The following is a 17,963-nucleotide window of genomic DNA, read 5'->3' on the forward strand; positions in this document are numbered from 1 at the left end:
CGGCGCAGCGCATGACCGACCGGCTGTATGAGCGGCCGCGCGCGGCGCTGGCTGTCGCGGCCGGCGGGCTGGTGGTCACGGCGCTGCTGATCGGCGCGCTCTCGTCGTTCGTCGGGCTGCCCGGAGTGATCGTCGACCTCGCCGTCACGGCGGTGCCGCTCATGGCGACCGTGGTGGTCGGAGTGATCGTCGGGGGCGGGGCGTTCGCCACTGCGCTCGGGCTGGCGTCGTGGCGCTGGGCCGACGCGCTCGCCGGATTCGGCGTGGCGCTCGTGGTGCGGGCCGCCGTCGAGCTCACGGCGCCGACGACGGGCGCGATCGGCGGGTTCGGGGGCGATGCGACGATCGTGCTGGCTCTGGTGAGCGCGGCGGCGGTGTCGCCGGTGGTCGAGGAGTTCTTCTTCCGCGGGTTCGCGCAGCGCGCGGTGGGCGATGCGGTCGGGGGAGCGCGCGGGCAGGCGATCGCGGTGCTCGTCGGGGTGGTCGCGTTCGTGGGGCTGCACTGGGTGGCCGCGGGGTCGCTGTCGGTCGCGCTGTTGGTCGCGACGATCGGCACGGGGCTGGGCTGCGGTGTGCTGGTCGCGGCGACCGGGCGGCTGGGCGGCGCCCTCGTGGCGCACGTGGTCTTCAACGCGATCGGCGTCGGCCTTCTCGTGTGGTGAGGTCGAGACGTTTCGTCTCGGGCGCAGCGCGCCCTCGCTCAACGCCCGGGGGGGCCGGGCGTTGAGCGAGCGAAGCGAGACGAAACGTGCGCAACGCGACCGGGGACGATTGGCGGCAGCATCCGAGATCGCGTAAGCTATCTCTTTGGTGCGTTGTCACTGCTGGCAGCCCACCGCGAACGTGAGCCCTCCACTGGCGTGTTCGTCTCTCTTCGAGAAGCCGAACCACCCCGGAGTGGGATTCACGAACCTCTCCGTTCGAATCAAGAAAGCAGCACTACTGTGACGCGCACCTACACCCCCAAGGCTGGCGAAGCCCAGCGCGAGTGGCTCATCATCGACGCGACCGACGTCGTTCTGGGCCGCCTCGCCTCGCACACCGCGGCTCTGCTCCGCGGCAAGCACAAGCCCACCTTCGCGAACCACATCGACTCCGGTGACTTCGTGGTCATCGTCAACGCCGACAAGGTCGCGCTGACGGGCCAGAAGCTCGAGAAGAAGAAGGCCTACCGCCACTCGGGCTACCCGGGCGGCCTCAAGTCGGTCACCTACTCCGAGCTGCTCGAGAAGAACCCGGCTCGCGCCGTCGAGAAGGCCGTTCGCGGCATGCTCCCCAAGAACAGCCTGGGCCGCCAGCAGCTGTCGAAGCTGAAGGTCTACGCCGGTGCCGAGCACCCGCACGCCGCTCAGCAGCCCAAGACGTACACCCTCGACCAGGTCGCCCAGTAAGCGCCCCCTTCAGAACAAGGACACACTGATGGCGAACATCGAAGAAACCGCTCCCCAGAACTACTCCACCGAGACCCCGGTCGCCGAGACCGCCGTCGCCGCTGAGCGCCCCGTGCTCTCGGTTCCCGGCTCGGCCGTCGGCCGCCGCAAGGAGGCCATCGCTCGCGTGCGCCTCATCCCCGGCTCGGGCACGATCACGGTCAACGGCCGCACCCTCGAGGACTACTTCCCCAACAAGCTGCACCAGCAGCTGATCAACGACCCGTTCACGCTGCTCGGCCTCGCCGGCGGCTACGACGTGATCGCGCGCATCCAGGGTGGTGGCCCCTCGGGTCAGGCCGGCGCGCTGCGCCTGGGCATCGCCCGTGCGCTCAACGAGATCGACGTCGAGAACAACCGCCCGGCCCTCAAGAAGGCCGGCTTCCTCTCGCGCGACGCGCGCATCAAGGAGCGCAAGAAGGCCGGTCTCAAGAAGGCCCGCAAGGCTCCTCAGTACTCGAAGCGCTGATCGGCTCCACGTCTCGATGCCGCTCTTTGGCACGGACGGGGTGAGGGGGCTGGCCAACGGCCCCCTCACCGCCGATCTCGCACTCACCCTGGCCCAGGCGACCGCCGTCGTCCTGGGCCAGGGTCGTACCGCAGAGGCGCGACGCGCCGCCGGCCGACGGCTCACCGCCGTCGTCGCCCGCGACCCGCGCATCTCTGGCCACTTCCTCTCGGCAGCCGTCGAGGCGGGCCTGGCCTCCTCCGGCGTCGACGTGCTCGACGCGGGAACGATTCCGACCCCCGCGGCCGCGTTCCTGGTCGCCGACGTCGACGCCGACTTCGGCGTGATGATCTCGGCCTCGCACAACCCCGCCGCCGACAACGGCATCAAGATCTTCGCCCGCGGTGGCGTCAAGCTCCCCGACGTGGTCGAGCAGCGCATCGAAGCGGCGATGGACGGCCCCAAGCTGCAGCCGACCGGCGCGGGTGTCGGCCGCATCCGACGATTCGCGGATGCGGAAGACCGCTACGTCGTGCACCTGCTCAAGTCGCTGCCGCACCGCCTCGACGGACTGCATGTGGTTCTCGACTGCGCGAACGGCGCCGCATCCGGAGTCTCGCCCGACGTCTTCACCGACGCGGGCGCTAAGGTCACGGTGATCGGCAATGACCCCGACGGCCTCAACATCAACGACGGCGTCGGCTCGACGCACCTCGACGTGCTGCAGGCCACCGTCGTGGCCGTCGGCGCCGACGTGGGCATCGCGCACGACGGCGATGCCGACCGCTGCCTCGCGGTGGATGCGTCTGGTGCGGTGGTCGACGGCGACCAGATCATGGCGATCCTGGCCCTCGCGATGAAGGCCCGCGGGCAGCTCGTCGACGACACCCTCGTGGCGACCGTCATGAGCAACCTCGGCCTTCGCCGGGCGATGTCGGCGGCCGGTGTGAAGATGGTGCAGACGGCGGTCGGCGACCGGTATGTGCTCGAGGCGATGAACGACGGCGGCTACTCGCTCGGCGGCGAGCAGTCGGGGCACGTCATCATGTCGCGCTACGCCACCACCGGCGACGGGGTGCTGACGGGCCTGCACCTGGTGGCCGAGATGGCGCGGCAGCGCAAGTCGCTGGCCGAGCTCGCGTCGGTCATGACGGTGTACCCGCAGGTGCTCGTGAACGTGCCCGACGTGGATCGCTCGCGCGTGGATTCGGACACCGAGGTGCAGGATGCGGTGGCCGCGGCGACCGCGTCACTCGGCGACAGCGGCCGCGTGCTGCTGCGCCCTTCGGGCACCGAGCCGCTCGTGCGCGTGATGGTCGAGGCCGAGACCGTTTCGGTGGCTTCGGAGGTCGCCGAGCGGCTGGCCGACGTGGTGCGGGAGCGGCTCGCGCTGTAGGGGTTCGCGGTCGGGTGGGGTCAGGAGCTTGCGGGGCTCAGGCCCGCGGAGCCGACAGGGCCCCGGGGCCGACGGGGTCAGACCTGCGGGGCCGACTCCCAGGCCAGCGACTCGATGTAGCGCAGCAGCACGCCCTCGCGCAGCGCCCACGGGCTCACCTCGAGCTCTTCGACCTCCATCGCCTCCATCGCGGTGTGCAGCACGACGGCCGCCGCCACGATCTGGAACGTGCGGTCGGGCGTGATGCCCGGCAGCTCCTGGCGGGCGGAGGCCGGGATGCGGGCGAGCCGCGGAATCCACGAGCCGAGGGCGGCGCGGGGCAGCAGCATCCGCTCGGAGTCGGCCCAGCCGCGGGCGTTGTAGCCGACGAGCTTCGCGAGCGAGCGGATCGCCTTGCTCGACCCCGCGACGTGGTCGGGGCGCGGCTGCGAGCGGAACGCGTCGGCGACCGGGGCGAGGGTCTCGCGGGCGTGCGCACGAAGGAGCTCGACGGCCTCTTCGCCCGGCGGGTCTTCTGGCAGGTAGGCGAGCGTCATGCGCCCCGCGCCCAGCGGAACGGATGCCGCCGCCGCCGGCAGCTCATCGGCGCCGGCCGCGATCTCGAGCGACCCGCCGCCGATGTCGAAGAGCAGGATCTGGCCGGCCGACCAGCCGAACCACCGGCGCACGGCGAGGAACGTGAAGCGCGCCTCGCTCTCGCCGCCGAGCACCTGCAGCTCTTGGCCGAGGGCGGCCTCGATGCGCGCGATCACCTCGGCGCCGTTGGTCGCCTCGCGCACGGCGCTGGTCGCGGTGGCCAGCAGCTCGTCGACGTGCTCGCGCTCGACGACGGCGCGCGCTTCGCGCACGGCGTCTTCGAGGGCCCGCACGCCCTCTTCGCTGATCGACCCGTCGGGCTCGAGGTAGCGCATGAGCCGCAGGATGCTGCGGCTGCTCGACTGCGCGAGCGGGCGACCGCCCGGCCGCATGTCGGCGACGAGCAGGTGGACGGTGTTCGAGCCGATGTCGAGGACTCCCAGGCGCACGGGCCCAGCGTAGTCGGGTGGCGCGCCGCGGCGCGGGCGGAGGCCCTACGCTAGAGCGCGATGTCCGCAGACGAGAACGCGCTCGACCCGGCGCTGTACCGAGAGATCTCTCGCGGCGAGTGGGCGCGCCTGGCCGCCGGCTCGACGCAGCCGCTGAGCGAGACCGAGATCGTCGAGCTGCGGGGCCTGGGCGACCGCCTCGACATCGACGAGGTGCGCGACGTATACCTGCCGCTCAGCCAGCTGCTGAGCCTGTATGCCTCGAACACCAAGCGCTTCGGCGCCGAGGAGGCCTCGTTCCTGGGCGAGGCCGACACCACGACGCCGTTCGTCATCGCCGTGGCCGGCTCGGTCGCCGTCGGCAAGTCGACCATCGCGCGTCTGCTGCGCGAGCTCGTCTCGCGCTGGCCCGGCACCCCGCGCGTCGAGCTCGTGACGACCGACGGCTTTCTCTATCCGAACGCCGAGCTCGAGCGCCGCGGGCTCATGGACCGCAAGGGCTTCCCCGAGTCGTACGACCGCCGCGCGCTCGTGCAGTTCCTCTCCGAGGTCAAGAGCGGAGCCCCCGAGGTGCGGGCGCCGTATTACTCGCACATGCGCTACGACATCGTGCCCGACGCGCAGATCACGGTGCGCCGCCCCGACGTCGTGATCGTCGAGGGGCTGAATGTGCTGCATCCGCCGCCCTCGCCCAACGAGGTCGCCGTGAGCGACCTGATCGACTTCTCGATCTATGTGGATGCGAACCCCGACCACGTCGCGCAGTGGTTCGTCGACCGCTTTCTCGCGCTGCGCCGCGCGGCCTTCTCGAACCCCAACTCGTTCTTCAAGGTGTTCGCCGACATCACCGACGACGAGGCCGTGAAGATGGCGCTCGGCTTCTGGAACGACATCAACCTCCCCAACCTGCTCGAGAACGTGCAGCCCACGCGCCACCGCGCGACCCTCGTGCTCGAGAAGTCCGCGAACCACGCGGTCGAGAGGGTGCTGCTGCGCAAGCTCTGACGCGGCTGCGGGGTGGGGCTCCGGTTGCCGGCCGGTCGCAGTAGGTGCGGCCTTGAGCGGGTGCTGCCCGCAGGTTGTGCGACCGGCTGGACGGGCGGGCCGCAGCTTCGGAGACCGGCCGGCGCCGAGCGGATGCGGTGGCCACCGCATCCGTCTGCATTTGTCAGGGCATCTGCCATACCCCGCCGCCTACCATTGAAGGCATGTGTGGAATCGTCGGCTACGTCGGACCCCGTGACAGTCAGAGCATCCTCCTGTCGGGTCTTGCCCGACTGGAGTACCGGGGGTACGACTCCGCCGGCATCGCCGTGATCGACGGCGAGGGCGACCTCGAGATGCGCAAGCGCGCCGGCAAGCTCAGCGTGCTGCGCGACGACCTCGCCGCCCACCCCATGCCCGACGGCACCACCGGCATCGGCCACACCCGCTGGGCCACCCACGGCGGACCCACCGATGGCAACGCCCACCCGCACCTGGCCGACGACGACCGGCTCGCCCTGATCCACAACGGCATCATCGAGAACTTCGCCGAGATCAAGGCCGAGCTGCTCGCCGAGGGCTTCACCTTCCGCAGTGAGACCGACACCGAGGTCGCCGCCGTGCTGCTGGGCCGCGAATATCGGGCGACCGGCGACCTGCTGGCGGCGTTCCGCGCGGTCGTGGCCCGGCTCGAAGGCGCCTTCACGCTGCTCGCGATGCATCAGGACCACCCCGGCCTCGTCGTCGGCGCCCGCCGCAACTCGCCGCTGGTGATCGGTCTGGGCGAGGGCGAGAACTTCCTCGGGTCCGACGTCGCAGCTTTCGTCGAGCACACCCGCAAAGCCCTCGCGATCGGGCAGGACCAGATCGTCGCGATCACCCCCGCCGGCGTCCAGGTCACCGACTTCGACGGCGCGCCGGTCGAGGTCGAGCCGTTCGAGGTGATGTGGGATGCCGCTGCCGCCGACAAGGGCGGCTGGCCCTCGTTCATGGCCAAGGAGGTGTCGGAAGAGCCGGAGGCCGTCGCGAACACGCTGCGCGGCCGCATCCACGACGGCGTCGTCTCGATTCCCGAGCTCGACGGTCTCGACGACCTGTTCCGCGGGATCGATCGCATCATCGTGATCGCGTGCGGCACCGCCGCCTACGCGGGCATGGTCGGCAAGTACGCCCTCGAGCAGTGGACGCGCCTGCCCGTCGACGTCGAGCTCGCCCACGAGTTCCGCTACCGCGATCCGGTGATCGGCCCGTCGACCCTCGTCGTGTCGATCTCGCAGTCGGGCGAGACGATGGACACCCTCATGGCCGTCAAGTTCGCCCGCGAGGCGGGGGCCAAGACCCTGTCGATCTGCAACACGCAGGGCGCGACGATCCCGCGCGAGTCCGACGCGATCGTCTATACGCACGCCGGCCCCGAGGTCGCGGTGGCCTCGACCAAGGCGTTCGTCGCGCAGATCACGGCGCTCTACCTGCTGGCCCTGCACGTCGGGCGCCTGCGCGGGGCCGTGTCGGCCTCGGCGGTCGAAGAGCTCGCGCGCGAACTCGAGGCCGTGCCGTCGAAGATCACCTGGATCCTCGAGAACGACCGGGCCCGCATCGAGGAGTTCGCCGCCTGGATGGCCGACACCCGCTCGGTGCTGTTCCTCGGCCGCCACGTGGGCTACCCGATCGCGCTCGAGGGCGCGCTCAAGCTCAAGGAGATCACGTACATCCACGCCGAGGGCTTCGCCGCCGGCGAGCTCAAGCACGGCCCGATCGCCCTGATCGAGCCAGGGCAGCCGGTGTTCGTGATCGTGCCGTCGCCGCGGGCCTCGGCGCTGCTGCACGCCAAGGTCGTCTCGAACATCCAAGAGATCCGCGCCCGCGGCGCCCGCGTGATCGCGGTGGCCGAAGAGGGCGACGCCGCCGTGCTGCCCTTCGCCGACGAGGTGCTCCGCATACCGCTGGCAGGGCCACTGTTCGAGCCGCTGCTGGCGGTCGTGCCGCTGCACATCTTCGCGATGGGCCTGGCCGGGGCCAAGGGTCTCGACGTCGACCAGCCCCGCAACCTCGCCAAGTCGGTCACCGTCGAGTAGCGGCTCTCTTCCCTTCAGTTCCCGCAAGTTGGCACCTGTTGTCGCCTGTGGGGCGGGCGCAGCGACCAAAGCTGCCAAGTTGCGGGGTTTGGGGCGGCGGACGACCCTGAGCGGGGCGACGGTAGGCTGGCGGATGCTGCGGGCGCAGCATCCGGAACGCCGCAGAGTATCCGGAACGCCGCGCAGCAGCCGGAACGCCGCGCAGCAGCCGGAACGCCGCAGAGTATCCGGAACACCGCGGAGCATCCGGAACGCCGGGGAGAGGGAGCGACATGATCGTCGGGATCGGCATCGACCTCGTCGACATCGCCCGGTTCGAGCGGTCGATCGCGCGTACGCCGCGGCTGCTCGAGCGGCTCTTCGCCCCCGCCGAGCGCACGCTGCCGCCGCATTCGCTCGCGGCGCGGTACGCCGCGAAAGAGGCCCTGATCAAGGCCCTCGGCGGATCCGACGGCGTGCACTGGACCGAGATCGAGATCACCCCCGAGCCCAGCGGCCGCCCGTGGTTCTCGCTGAGCGGGTCGACGGCAGAGGTCGTGGCCGCGCGCGGCATCGCGACCCTGCACCTCTCGCTCTCGCACGACGCCGGGGTCGCCGCTGCCTACGTGGTCGCCGACTCCGAGGGCGCCGGCCCGAGCGCGGGGGAGCGGGCATGACCGGGCTGCGCGAAGCCACGATCGACGTCGGGGCCATCGCGGCGAACGTGCGGCACCTGCGCGCACTCACCGGCGTCGAGGCCATCGCGGTGGTCAAGGCCGACGGCTACGGGCACGGCGCGGTGCGCGCGGCGCGCGCGGCCCTGGAGGGCGGTGCCGCGCGCCTGGGCGTGGCCGACATCGACGAAGCGCTGGCTCTGCGCCGTGCGGGCATCGACGCGCCCATCCTCGCCTGGCTGCACGCGCCGGGCGCCGACTTCGCCGAGGCGGCGGCGCGGGGCATCGAGCTCGGCATCTCGAGCGTCGATCAGCTCACGGCGGCCGCGGCGGCCTCCGCCGGTCATCCCGTCGGGGTGCACCTCAAGCTCGAGACCGGGCTCGGCCGCAACGGCATCGCACCGGCCGAGTGGCGGCTCGCGTGCGCCGAGGCGGCGCGGCTCGAGCGACTCGGCAGGCTCAGGGTGATCGGCCTGTTCAGCCACCTCTCCAACACCTCGGAGGCAGACGACCGGGCCGCTCTCGCGCGATTCGATGAGGGCGTGGAAGTGGCGGCATCCGTCGGTCTCGCCCCGCCGCTGCGCCATATCGCCGCCACGCACGCGGCGATCGCGCTGCCCGAAGCGCGGCTGAACTGCGTGCGGCTGGGCATCGGCATCTACGGGCTGTCGCCGTTCGCCGACCGCACGTCGGCAGACCTCGGGCTGAAGCCCGCGATGACGCTGCGCGCTCCGATCGCCGCGGTGCGGCGGGTGCCGGCCGGGCAGGGCGTGTCGTACGGCTACACGCACCGCACGACCGGCGAGACCACCCTCGCGCTCGTGCCGCTCGGCTATGCCGACGGGGTGCCGCGGCAGGCGTCGTCTCGGGGCCCGGTCGTGATCGGCGGGCGGCGGTTCACCGTGGCCGGCCGCATCGCGATGGACCAGCTCGTCGTCGACGTCGGCGACGCGCCCGTGCAGATCGGCGACGAGGCCGTGCTGTTCGGCGACCCGACCCTCGGTCAGCCGGCGGCGTACGAGTGGGCGGATGCTGCCGGCACCATCGACTACGAGATCGTCACGCGCATCGGGCCCCGCGTCGCCCGTCGACAGGTGTCGTCGTGAGCGGGCTCGACGCCGTGCTCGGGCAGCGCGAGATCCCGTCGCCCGACGAGATGGAGCAGTTCGGACGCGACATCGGGCGGATGCTGCGCCCCGGCGACCTCGTCGTGCTCACCGGCGCGCTGGGCGCGGGAAAGACCACCCTGACCCGCGGAATCGGCGAGGGTCTCGGCGTGCGCGGGCCCGTGCAGAGCCCGACGTTCGTGATCGCCCGGACGCATCCGTCGCTGGTCGGCGGCACGCCGCTCGTGCACGTCGACGCCTACCGACTGGGGTCGGCGGCCGAGCTCGACGACCTCGACATCGACGTCGACAACTCGGCGGTGATCGTCGAGTGGGGCCGCGACATGGTCGAGGGCCTCCGCGACCACTGGTGGGAGATCGAGATCGACCGGCAGTGGCACGGGCGCGGCGTTGACTCGGCCTGCGGCGGATACACCGGCGCCGAAGACCTCGACGCCGACACCCCCCGCCTGGTCACGGTCTCGCGGCGGCCCTAGGTCTGGGCGTCCCGGGCTGAAGCCCGCGTGTGTGCCACATGGCAGGGGAGTGTTGACAGGGGGCGGTCTCGCGTGGTCGGCTGGCGGCAACGGGGTGGGGCCCGTGAGCGAGGGGGTGGGGACCCATGAGCACGCAGACGCCGAGCGCGCCGCAGCCGGCCGGCGAGCCGAAGCGCCTCAGCACGGGTGCCGTCGTCGGCATCGTCATCGCGGCCGTCGTGGTGGTCGCGGCGATCGTCGTGGCGATCTGGTTCGCCACCGGTGGCAGCGCGGGAGCGCAGGCGACGCCCACGGCGACGCCGAGCAGCAGCATCCCGTCTCCGGCTGCGACGACTCCGGATGCGGCGGCCACCGAGTCGCCGACCCCCGACACCGATCCGACGCAGCCCGCGCCGAGCGACGACATCGCCGAGGCGGCGGCGCAGTGGGCCGCGGCGATCACGGCCGCGGTCGGCGTTGTGACCGACGGCGACGAGACGGGCGTCAACGCGCTCGGCGCGACCTCGATCGAGGTCGCCGACGACGGGTGGCTCGTGGTGGTCGAGCGCTCCGACGGCTACGAGGTCGACGTGCAGGTGCCGATGGCGGCGAGCCCGACGGTCGGCGAGAAGCGGGCGGATTCGGGTGTGCCCGTGATCGACCAGGCGAAGCTCGCCGACATCATGACCGCCGCGATCGCGCAGATCTCGGGAGGCGAGGTCACGGCGATCCGCACCGAGAAGGGCGGCGACCACTTCTATACGGTCGAGGTCACCGGATCGGGCGGGGTCACCACCGTCGCCCTGACCGAAGATCTGCGCACGCCCTGACCTGTTCAGCGCGCAGTCAGCGCCGAAGCGGCAGACTCGCATCATGCGTGTGCTGCTCGTAGACGACGAGGTGCGCCTGGCCGAGGGCGTGCGCCGAGGGCTCGAAGCCGAGGGCATGACGGTCGATGTCGCCCACAACGGCACCGACGGTCTGTGGCGCGCCCGCGAGCAGGACTACGACGTCATCGTGCTCGACGTCATGATGCCCGGCATGAGCGGCTACCGCGTGTGCGCGACCCTCCGGGCCGAGCAGAACTGGACGCCGGTGCTGTTCCTCACCGCGAAGGACGGCGAGTGGGACGAGGTCGAGGGCCTCGACACCGGCGGCGACGACTGGCTCACCAAGCCCTTCTCGTATCCCGTGCTCGTCGCGCGGCTGCGCGCCCTGGTGCGTCGCGGCGCCCGCGAGCGCCCGGCCGTGCTCGAGGCGGGCGACCTCCGGCTCGACCCCGCAGCGCACACCGTGCGGCGAGGCGACGTCGACCTCGAGCTCACGGCCCGCGAGGTCGCCGTGCTCGACTTCCTGCTACGCCACCGCGGCGAGGTCGTCACCAAGCTCGAAGTGCTCGACAACGTGTGGGCCGACGACTTCGAGGGCGACCCCAACATCGTCGAGGTCTACATCGGGCGCCTCCGCCGCAAGGTCGACCGCCCGTTCGGTCGCGACGCGATCCAGACCGTGCGCGGCGCCGGATACCGGCTGGCGGCCGACGGTGGCTGACACCGGTGGGGAGCGGATGCTGCGGCCTGCAGCATCCATTCGCACCCGCATCACGATCTGGGCGACGCTCGTGGTCGCCGTCGTGCTGGGCCTGGGCGCCGTCGCGGTCGTCGCGCTGCTGTCGCAGAGCCTCACCGCCGGGGTCGCGACCCGCATGGAGTCGGAGTCGGCGAGCATCGCCGAGGGGCTGCAGGAGGGTCTGGTCGCCTCGGCGTGGATCGCCGAGCGCGACGACGACGTGCTGATCTCGTGGCACTCGGGCACGACCACCGTCGTCAACGACGAGAACGCCCTCGCGCTGCCGACGCCCCCCGGTGACGATCCGGTGCGCACCGTCATCGACGGGCAGCCGATGCTGGTCGTCTCGGAGCAGATCGACGAGGGGATGCTGCTGCTGGGCGCCTCGCTCGCCGAGGTCGATGCCGCCGTCGCCACCGCGACGACGCTGCTGGCGGTGAGCGTGCCGCTCGCGGTCGCCGTGATCGCGGTGGTCGTGTGGGCGGTGGCGACGCGGGCGCTGGCGCCGGTGGAGCGCATCCGCCGGCAGGTCGAGGCGATCGACGCAGAAGCGCTCGACCGCCGCGTGCCCGCCGACGGCTCGGGCGACGAGATCGACCGGCTCGCCGGCACCATGAATCGCATGCTCGACCGCGTCGAGCAGGGGTATCGCGCCAGGCAGCGCTTCGTCGGCGACGCGTCGCACGAGCTGCGCTCGCCGCTGGCGACCATGCGGCAGTTTGCCGAGCTGGCCCTGGCGCATCCCGAGGTGGCGCCGCCGGGCGAGCTCGCCGACGTCGTGATCGACGAGGGTGCGCGCATGCAGGAGATCCTCGAGAGCCTGCTGCTGCTCGCGCGCCTCGACGAGACCGCCGTGCGGGCGGCCGGCGTCGTCGATCTCGACGACCTCGCGCTCGCCGAAGCGCGGCGGGTGCGCTCGGGCGGCGGTGTCGAGGTCGACGCCCGTGCGATCGAGCCCGTGCAGGTCGCCGGCGATCGGCGGCTGCTCGGCAGGGCCGTCGCGAACCTCGTCGACAACGCGACGCGGCACGCCTCGACACGGGTGGCGATCGGGGTGCGGCAGGTCGGCCTGCGCGCGCTCATATGGGTCGACGACGACGGCTCGGGGGTACCTCTGGGGGAGCGGGAGCGCGTGTTCGAGCGTTTCGTGCGGCTCGACGAGGCGCGTTCGCGGGATGCCGGGGGTGCGGGCCTCGGCCTCGCGCTCGTGCGCGAGATCGCGGTGGCGCACGGCGGCGCGGTGCGCATCGACTCGTCGGTGTGGGGCGGCGCCCGGTTCGTGATCGAGCTGCCTGCGCAGGAGCGCTGAATGCGCGTTCAGGTCGGTTCAGATCGGGTTCAGCGGTGTCGGTGGAGGGTGGAATCATGAACAGCGACCAGAACCCCACCGCCCCTCTTCCCGACGACCAGCCCACCGCGCCGCTCCCCGCGGATGCGGCCGCGGCCGCCCCCGCCGGGCCCGCTCCCGAGCCGGCGGCGACGGCATCCGCACCCGCCGCGTCTGACGCCGCCGCTTCTTACGCCGCCGCTTCGGCCGCCGAGCCGAAGCGCCGCAGGCTGAGCCCCCTGCTGATCGGCTCGGCGGCCGCCGTCGGCGTGCTGCTGGTCGGCGGCATCGGCATCGGCATCGGATCGGCGATGTCGGGCGGACAGTTCCAGACCGTCCCGGCCGCCGCCGTCAGCGACGCCGAGACCACGGTGCCCACGCCGACCGCGGCGCCCGACGACTCGGTCTCTGACGACGACGCCGACTCCGGGTCGGGCGACACGGCGTCCGATGACACGCCGGCCGCCACCGACGCGTCGACCGCCGACCAGTTCACCGCCGCGATCGCTGCCGCCGTCGCCGCCGCCGAGGGCACCGGCGCCTCGTCGGTGGAGGTCGAGTCGCACGGCTGGTCGGTCGACGTCGTGCTCGCCGACGGGTCGGAGATCGACGTGCGCGTGGCCGCCGACGGCTCGACGACCGTTCGGGCCGACCACCGCGACGCCGATGCCGATCCCGTGATCGAGACGGGCCGCATCGCCGACATCGTCGACGCCGCGATCGCCGCCGCCGGCGGAGGCACCGTCACCTCGATCGAGACTGAGGGCGACGGCTCGCACGCCTACGACGTGAGCGTCGACCTCGGCAGCGGCTCGGAGGCCGAGGTCGCGCTGGCCGCCGACCTCACCGTAGTCGAGGTCGACGTCGACCGCGACTGAGATCGCTTCGTCTCGGGGGAGGATGCTGCGGCATCCTCCCCCTTCTCGTGCCCGGCGGGACGCACCATGTGTGCCACCGGACGAGGTCGGTGCCTGCTGACACCGTCATGTGTGCCACATGGGCAGGGGGCTCGAGCCGCGGGGCGCCGACTACCCTGGAGAGGTGATCCTCGGCATCGACACGTCTCTCGGCACCACCGTCGCCGTCGTCGACGCCGACGGGGCCGTGCGATCCGAGGCCGTCAGCGCCAACCCGCTCGGGCACGCCGAGGTCATCGGCACGCTGCTGCAGTCGGCGATCGCCGACGCGGCCCGCGGACCGATCGGGGCCACGATCGCCCCCGAGCCGGTCGAACTCACGCATGTCGCGGCGGGCATGGGCCCCGGTCCCTTCACGGGGCTTCGTGTCGGCATCGCCGCAGCCCGCGCGTTCGCCCTGGGGCGCGGCATCCCGGTCGTCCCCGTCGTCAGCCACGACGCGGTCGCGCTCGAACTGCTGCTGCACGACGCGCTCACCGGCGGGTTCGAAGACGAGGCCGACGACACCTTCGCCGTCGTCACCGACGCGCGTCGGCGGGAGTTCGCCTACACCGTCTACCGAGGGCTCGACGACGACGGACTGCCGGTGCGCATCGCCGAGCCTGCACTCTCGCCGCGCGACGAACTCGACTCCGTGCTGCAGGCCCGCGGCATCCTTCGCCGCGACGCCGACCGCATCTCTGCCGCGATGATCGGCGTCGTCGCCGCACGCGCCCTCGCCGCCGGGCGCACCGTCGGCCCCGCCGACGCGCTCTATCTGCGTTCGCCCGACGTGACCATGCCCGGCCCGCCCAAGCGGGTGGTCGCATGACGTTGCGCGATGCCGGTCCCGGCGACCTCGACGCCATCATGGCCCTTGAGCGCATCTCCTTCCCCACCGACGCGTGGTCTGACGCGATGATGCGCGAAGAGCTCGTCTCGCCCCACGGCCGCTATCTCGTCGACGAAGAGGCGGGCCGCCTGATCGGCTACGGCGGCGTGCGCGCGGTCGCCGGCGCCGCCGACGCCGACATCCAGACGATCGCGATCGCCGAATCGGCCCGCGGGCGCGGGAGGGGTCGGATGCTGCTGCGCACCCTCCTGGCGACGGCCCGCGAACGGGGGGCCCGGCAGCTGTTCCTCGAGGTTCGGGCCGACAACCCGGTGGCGCAGGCGCTGTATGCCTCGGAGGGGTTCATCGAGATCGCCCGCAGACCCCGGTACTACCAGCCCGACGACGTCGACGCGATCATCATGCAGCTCGACCTGGTCGCGTGGGCGGCCGCGCGCGGCGCCGAGGCGGCGCTGTCGGCTTCGACGGATGCGGGAGCGTGCACATGACCTCGGCGGCCCCCCTCGTGCTCGGCATCGAGACCAGCTGCGACGAGACCGGCATCGGCATCGTGCAGGGCCGGCGCCTGCTCAGCAACACGATCGCCAGCTCGATGGACGAGCACGCGCGCTACGGCGGCGTCGTGCCCGAGGTCGCCGCCCGTGCGCACCTCGAGGCGCTGCAGCCCGCGATCGAGGCGGCGCTGTCGGAGGCCGGTTCTACGCTCGGCCTCGATGGACCACTCCCGCTCTCCGCCCTCGACGCCGTCGCCGTCACCAGCGGCCCCGGTCTCGCCGGCGCGCTGATGGTGGGCGTCGGCGCCGCGAAGGCGCTCGCCGTGTCGCTGGGCACGCCGCTCTACGCCGTCAACCACCTCGTCGGGCACATCGCCGCCGACATCCTCACCGGCGAAGAGGTCGAGTATCCGACGGTGGCGCTGCTCGTGAGCGGTGGCCACACGTCACTGCTGCTGGTGCGCGACCTCACCACCGACGTCGAGCTGCTCGGCGAGACGATGGACGATGCCGCGGGAGAGGCCTTCGACAAGATCGCGCGGATTCTGGGGCTGCCCTACCCCGGTGGTCCTCAGATCGACAAGGCCGCTGCCGACGGCGATCCGACGGCCATCCGCTTTCCCCGAGGGCTGTCGCGCGCGTCCGACATGCAGAAGCACCGCTACGACTTCTCGTTCTCGGGGCTGAAGACCGCCGTCGCGCGGTGGGTCGAGCAGCGCGAGGCCGAGGGGCTCGAGGTGCCGGTCGCCGATGTGGCCGCCTCGTTCCGTGAGGCCGTCGTCGACGTGCTCGTCACCAAGGCGCTCGACGCGTGCGCCGCTTACGGCGTTCCGCGGCTGTTGCTGGGCGGCGGGGTGATCGCGAACAGGCGTCTGCGCGAGGTCGCGCTGGCCCGGGCCGCGCAGGCCGGGGTGGCCGTGCGCATTCCTCCGCTGTCGCTGTGCACCGACAACGGCGCGATGATCGCCGCGCTCGCGGCCGAGCTCATCTCGTCGGGCCGACGCCCGTCGACGCTGGAGTTCGGTGCCGACTCGACGCTGCCGGTGACTGAGATCCAGATCGCCGAGCCCGACGCAGAGGCGGCCGCGTGAGCCGCGGCGACGGCCGCGAGGGCGTCGAGTCCGAGGGCATCGAGTCCGAGGGCGCCGAGTCCGACCGCGCCGCGAGGTCGGCAGCGCGCGCGCAGCCTGCGGCCGAGCGGGAGGCGGCAGCATCCGCTCCCGTGATCGACGCGGCATCCCCCGACATCGTGCTCGGCGCCGAGACACGGCTGCCCGGCGCGCACAGCGGCGGCTTCTCGCGCCTGCCCACGGGGCCGGTCGACATCTCCGAGCCGACAGGGCCGACCCTCGACCTGCCGCCCGACGCCGAGTTGCGCTGGTACATGCCCGACCCGGCGCCGCCGCGGCGCGGCATGGCCGGGTGGGCGCTCGGTTTCTCGATCGTGGGGCTGGCGGTGTCGCTGTTCGTCGGGTGGGGCTTTCCGATCGGCATCGCCGGCATCGTCTCGGCGATCATCGCGCTGCGCCGCCCGCTCGAGCCGCGCGGCGTCGCCATCTGGGCGATCGTGCTCGGGACGCTCTCGATCCTCTACAGCGCCGGGTGGCTGCTGTGGGCGGCGAGCCGCACCAACCTGCTGGGCTGAGCCCCGCCGCTCGCGCTGCCCGCTGAGCCCCGTGCGCTCGACCATGTGGCACACATGGCGGGGTCGGGGCCGTGCGTGGGCCTCATGTGTGCCACATGGTCAGAAAAGCGGGCAGGTGTGCCACATGGGCGCGCCCGAGAGAGAGGCCAGGGGCGCGGGTCAGACCCGGTCGGCGAGCACCGCGACCCGGCGGGAGCCGATGCGGGTGAGAAAGAGCGTCGCCGACTCGGGGCCGCGCAGCTTCAGCTGTTTGCGCAGCGCGGCGGGGTCGATGTCGACTCCGCGCTTCTTGATCTCGAGCGTGCCGATGCCCGCCGCCTTCAGCGCGGCGGCGAGCGGCTTGACCCCCGTCGGCAGCACCTCGCGCACCCGGAACGACTGCGCGAAGGGGCTCGTGAGCGGCTCGTCGCCCGTGAGATAGGCGATGTGCTCGTCGAGCATGCCGGCCTGCAGGTGCCCGGCGACCTCGCCGATCAGCCGCGCGCGGATCACCGCGCCGTCGGGCTCGTGCAGGTAGGCGCCGAGCTCCCGCACCTCCGCATCGGGTGCGTCGGCGGGCGCGGTCAGCTCCCAGGCCCGCTCGCCGCGGATCACGAGCGCCGCCCGCCGCACCCCGGGCCGCGCGAGCGCACCCGACCACAGCACGAGCTCGATCGTCGAGCCGTCGGCGCTCACCCACTGCGCCTCGACGTCGTCGGGGATGAGCGCGCGATCCAGCCCCGGCCCGAGCTTGACCCCGACCGGATGCCGCGCCGCGACCTCGAACACCCAATCCAGCGACGGCGACCAGTCCTCGGGCCGCGTGCGCGCCGTCTCGCTGTGCCCGGCGGTGCGCCGCGCCGGGTCGAGCCAGAGCGCGAGCCGGCTCGCCTCGTCGGGCCCGGTCGCGTCGAGACCCGGGCTCCGGCCATCGAGACCCGGTGCTTCGCTCGAGACCGGCGCGTCGGGGGAGGGTTTCGGTGCGGAGGCGGGGTCTCGGTCGGCACCGTCGGCGAGCGCCGCGGCGGAGGCGGCGGATGCTGCCGCCAGCCCCGCCACGAAGGCTTCGGCGGTGCCGTGGGCGACGGTCGCGTCGGCGCCGAAGGGCGCCAGGTTGTAGGCGGCGATCGCGGCCGTGACCTCGTCGGCGTCGACCGCCTGCACACGCAGGCCGAGCGCCGCGAAGCCGAGCGCGTCGCCGCCGATCCCGCAGCCGAGGTCGGCGACCGCGGTGAAACCTGCATCGCGGATGCGGCCGGCATGCCGGGCGGCGACCGACAGGCGCGTCGACTGCTCGAGGCCTGCCCGGGTGAACAGCATCCGCTCGGCGAAGCCGCCGAACTTGGGGCGCGCCTTCTCGCGCAGCCGTGCCTGGCCGACCACGGCCGAGACGAGGTCGGGGGAGTGCCCTTCGGCGCGCAGCCGCGTGACGGCGCGCGCGACCTCGTCGGTCGACGAGATGCCGCCGACATCGTCGAGCAGCTGCAGCCCCTCGGGGGTGAGCAGTGCGGTCAGCTCGGCGAGATCCACCCGCTCAGCCTACGTGCGCGGCCCGGCCGGCCCCCACCTCGAACCCCCTCAACCCCCACCCGATCCCCCTCGGGCCC

At 72.6% G+C, this 17,963-nt stretch carries 19 protein-coding genes; 17 read left to right on the top strand and 2 right to left on the bottom strand.

Annotated features, from left to right (window positions below; translation table 11 throughout):
- Positions 1–11 precede the first annotated feature (11 nt).
- The 4 genes from OAW74_RS01210 to glmM all read left to right on the top strand — a co-directional run bounded on the left by OAW74_RS01210 (position 12) and on the right by glmM (position 3,274).
- Positions 12–662: a CPBP family intramembrane glutamic endopeptidase gene (locus OAW74_RS01210; protein WP_262872505.1), complete on the top strand. Its 651-nt coding sequence runs from the start codon at positions 12–14 to the stop codon at positions 660–662.
- Between the two features lie 282 nt (positions 663–944).
- The gene (gene rplM / locus OAW74_RS01215) at positions 945–1,391 is read left to right on the top strand and encodes a 50S ribosomal protein L13 (protein WP_262872506.1); all 447 of its coding nucleotides are present in this window, start codon (positions 945–947) and stop codon (positions 1,389–1,391) included.
- A 28-nt stretch (positions 1,392–1,419) separates the two neighbouring features.
- On the top strand, positions 1,420–1,899 hold the full coding sequence (rpsI, locus tag OAW74_RS01220; protein WP_262872507.1) for a 30S ribosomal protein S9: 480 nt from the start codon (positions 1,420–1,422) through the stop codon (positions 1,897–1,899).
- A gap of 16 nt (positions 1,900–1,915) precedes the next feature.
- Entirely contained in the window at positions 1,916–3,274 is a 1,359-nt protein-coding gene (gene glmM, locus OAW74_RS01225; RefSeq protein WP_262872508.1) for a phosphoglucosamine mutase, read from the top strand.
- Between the two features lie 77 nt (positions 3,275–3,351).
- Here glmM and OAW74_RS01230 read toward each other — a convergent pair whose 3' ends face one another.
- Positions 3,352–4,299, bottom strand: coding sequence for a Ppx/GppA phosphatase family protein (locus OAW74_RS01230; protein WP_262872509.1), 948 nt, complete (start codon positions 4,297–4,299; stop codon positions 3,352–3,354).
- Positions 4,300–4,359: 60 nt separating this feature from the next.
- Here OAW74_RS01230 and coaA point away from each other — a divergent pair, with 60 nt between their 5' ends.
- The 13 genes from coaA (at position 4,360) to OAW74_RS01295 (ending at position 16,377) form a co-directional block, all read left to right on the top strand.
- Positions 4,360–5,304 (top strand): type I pantothenate kinase, encoded by a 945-nt coding sequence (gene coaA / locus OAW74_RS01235; protein ID WP_262872510.1) that lies wholly within the window; start codon positions 4,360–4,362, stop codon positions 5,302–5,304.
- A gap of 203 nt (positions 5,305–5,507) precedes the next feature.
- Positions 5,508–7,358: a glutamine--fructose-6-phosphate transaminase (isomerizing) gene (gene glmS, locus OAW74_RS01240; protein ID WP_262872511.1), complete on the top strand. Its 1,851-nt coding sequence runs from the start codon at positions 5,508–5,510 to the stop codon at positions 7,356–7,358.
- Positions 7,359–7,630: 272 nt separating this feature from the next.
- Complete coding sequence (locus OAW74_RS01245) at positions 7,631–8,014, top strand: holo-ACP synthase (protein WP_262872512.1); 384 nt, start codon at positions 7,631–7,633, stop codon at positions 8,012–8,014.
- A complete protein-coding gene (alr, locus tag OAW74_RS01250; protein ID WP_262872513.1) occupies positions 8,011–9,117 on the top strand; it encodes an alanine racemase in 1,107 nt (368 codons plus the stop codon). The genes OAW74_RS01245 and alr overlap by 4 nt, the downstream gene beginning before the upstream one ends.
- A 50-nt stretch (positions 9,118–9,167) precedes the next feature.
- Complete coding sequence (tsaE, locus tag OAW74_RS01255; RefSeq protein ID WP_378733649.1) at positions 9,168–9,614, top strand: tRNA (adenosine(37)-N6)-threonylcarbamoyltransferase complex ATPase subunit type 1 TsaE; 447 nt, start codon at positions 9,168–9,170, stop codon at positions 9,612–9,614.
- A 125-nt stretch (positions 9,615–9,739) separates the two neighbouring features.
- Positions 9,740–10,423, top strand: a complete 684-nt coding sequence (locus OAW74_RS01260; protein ID WP_262872515.1) for a hypothetical protein — start codon at positions 9,740–9,742, stop codon at positions 10,421–10,423.
- 43 nt (positions 10,424–10,466) lie between these two features.
- Positions 10,467–11,144 carry a response regulator transcription factor gene (locus OAW74_RS01265; RefSeq protein ID WP_262872516.1) on the top strand — a complete coding sequence of 226 codons (678 nt, stop codon included), beginning with the start codon at positions 10,467–10,469 and terminating at the stop codon, positions 11,142–11,144.
- On the top strand, positions 11,137–12,471 hold the full coding sequence (locus OAW74_RS01270; protein ID WP_262872517.1) for a sensor histidine kinase: 1,335 nt from the start codon (positions 11,137–11,139) through the stop codon (positions 12,469–12,471). Before OAW74_RS01265 ends, OAW74_RS01270 begins: the two co-directional genes overlap by 8 nt.
- 56 nt (positions 12,472–12,527) lie before the next feature.
- On the top strand, positions 12,528–13,367 hold the full coding sequence (locus OAW74_RS01275; protein ID WP_262872518.1) for a hypothetical protein: 840 nt from the start codon (positions 12,528–12,530) through the stop codon (positions 13,365–13,367).
- Positions 13,368–13,530: 163 nt separating this feature from the next.
- Positions 13,531–14,217, top strand: a complete 687-nt coding sequence (tsaB, locus tag OAW74_RS01280) for a tRNA (adenosine(37)-N6)-threonylcarbamoyltransferase complex dimerization subunit type 1 TsaB (protein ID WP_262872519.1) — start codon at positions 13,531–13,533, stop codon at positions 14,215–14,217.
- Positions 14,214–14,726, top strand: a complete 513-nt coding sequence (rimI, locus tag OAW74_RS01285; RefSeq protein ID WP_262872520.1) for a ribosomal protein S18-alanine N-acetyltransferase — start codon at positions 14,214–14,216, stop codon at positions 14,724–14,726. Before tsaB ends, rimI begins: the two co-directional genes overlap by 4 nt.
- Positions 14,723–15,823 carry a tRNA (adenosine(37)-N6)-threonylcarbamoyltransferase complex transferase subunit TsaD gene (tsaD, locus tag OAW74_RS01290; RefSeq protein ID WP_262872521.1) on the top strand — a complete coding sequence of 367 codons (1,101 nt, stop codon included), beginning with the start codon at positions 14,723–14,725 and terminating at the stop codon, positions 15,821–15,823. The genes rimI and tsaD overlap by 4 nt, the downstream gene beginning before the upstream one ends.
- Positions 15,820–16,377: a hypothetical protein gene (locus OAW74_RS01295; RefSeq protein ID WP_262872522.1), complete on the top strand. Its 558-nt coding sequence runs from the start codon at positions 15,820–15,822 to the stop codon at positions 16,375–16,377. Before tsaD ends, OAW74_RS01295 begins: the two co-directional genes overlap by 4 nt.
- A 159-nt stretch (positions 16,378–16,536) precedes the next feature.
- Here OAW74_RS01295 and OAW74_RS01300 read toward each other — a convergent pair whose 3' ends face one another.
- Complete coding sequence (locus tag OAW74_RS01300; protein WP_262872523.1) at positions 16,537–17,886, bottom strand: class I SAM-dependent methyltransferase; 1,350 nt, start codon at positions 17,884–17,886, stop codon at positions 16,537–16,539.
- Between the last annotated feature and the right edge of the window lie 77 nt (positions 17,887–17,963).

Source organism: Microbacterium fluvii (assembly GCF_025515205.1).
Lineage (GTDB): Bacteria > Actinomycetota > Actinomycetes > Actinomycetales > Microbacteriaceae > Microbacterium > Microbacterium fluvii.

Coding starts and splice junctions, on each gene's coding strand:
- OAW74_RS01210 (WP_262872505.1), top strand. CDS start 12: ATGACCGACCGGCTGTATGAGCGGCCGCGCGCGGCGCTGGCTGTCGCG.
- rpsI (WP_262872507.1), top strand. CDS start 1,420: ATGGCGAACATCGAAGAAACCGCTCCCCAGAACTACTCCACCGAGACC.
- glmM (WP_262872508.1), top strand. CDS start 1,916: ATGCCGCTCTTTGGCACGGACGGGGTGAGGGGGCTGGCCAACGGCCCC.
- coaA (WP_262872510.1), top strand. CDS start 4,360: ATGTCCGCAGACGAGAACGCGCTCGACCCGGCGCTGTACCGAGAGATC.
- glmS (WP_262872511.1), top strand. CDS start 5,508: ATGTGTGGAATCGTCGGCTACGTCGGACCCCGTGACAGTCAGAGCATC.
- OAW74_RS01245 (WP_262872512.1), top strand. CDS start 7,631: ATGATCGTCGGGATCGGCATCGACCTCGTCGACATCGCCCGGTTCGAG.
- alr (WP_262872513.1), top strand. CDS start 8,011: ATGACCGGGCTGCGCGAAGCCACGATCGACGTCGGGGCCATCGCGGCG.
- tsaE (WP_378733649.1), top strand. CDS start 9,168: ATGGAGCAGTTCGGACGCGACATCGGGCGGATGCTGCGCCCCGGCGAC.
- OAW74_RS01260 (WP_262872515.1), top strand. CDS start 9,740: ATGAGCACGCAGACGCCGAGCGCGCCGCAGCCGGCCGGCGAGCCGAAG.
- OAW74_RS01265 (WP_262872516.1), top strand. CDS start 10,467: ATGCGTGTGCTGCTCGTAGACGACGAGGTGCGCCTGGCCGAGGGCGTG.
- OAW74_RS01275 (WP_262872518.1), top strand. CDS start 12,528: ATGAACAGCGACCAGAACCCCACCGCCCCTCTTCCCGACGACCAGCCC.
- rimI (WP_262872520.1), top strand. CDS start 14,214: ATGACGTTGCGCGATGCCGGTCCCGGCGACCTCGACGCCATCATGGCC.
- tsaD (WP_262872521.1), top strand. CDS start 14,723: ATGACCTCGGCGGCCCCCCTCGTGCTCGGCATCGAGACCAGCTGCGAC.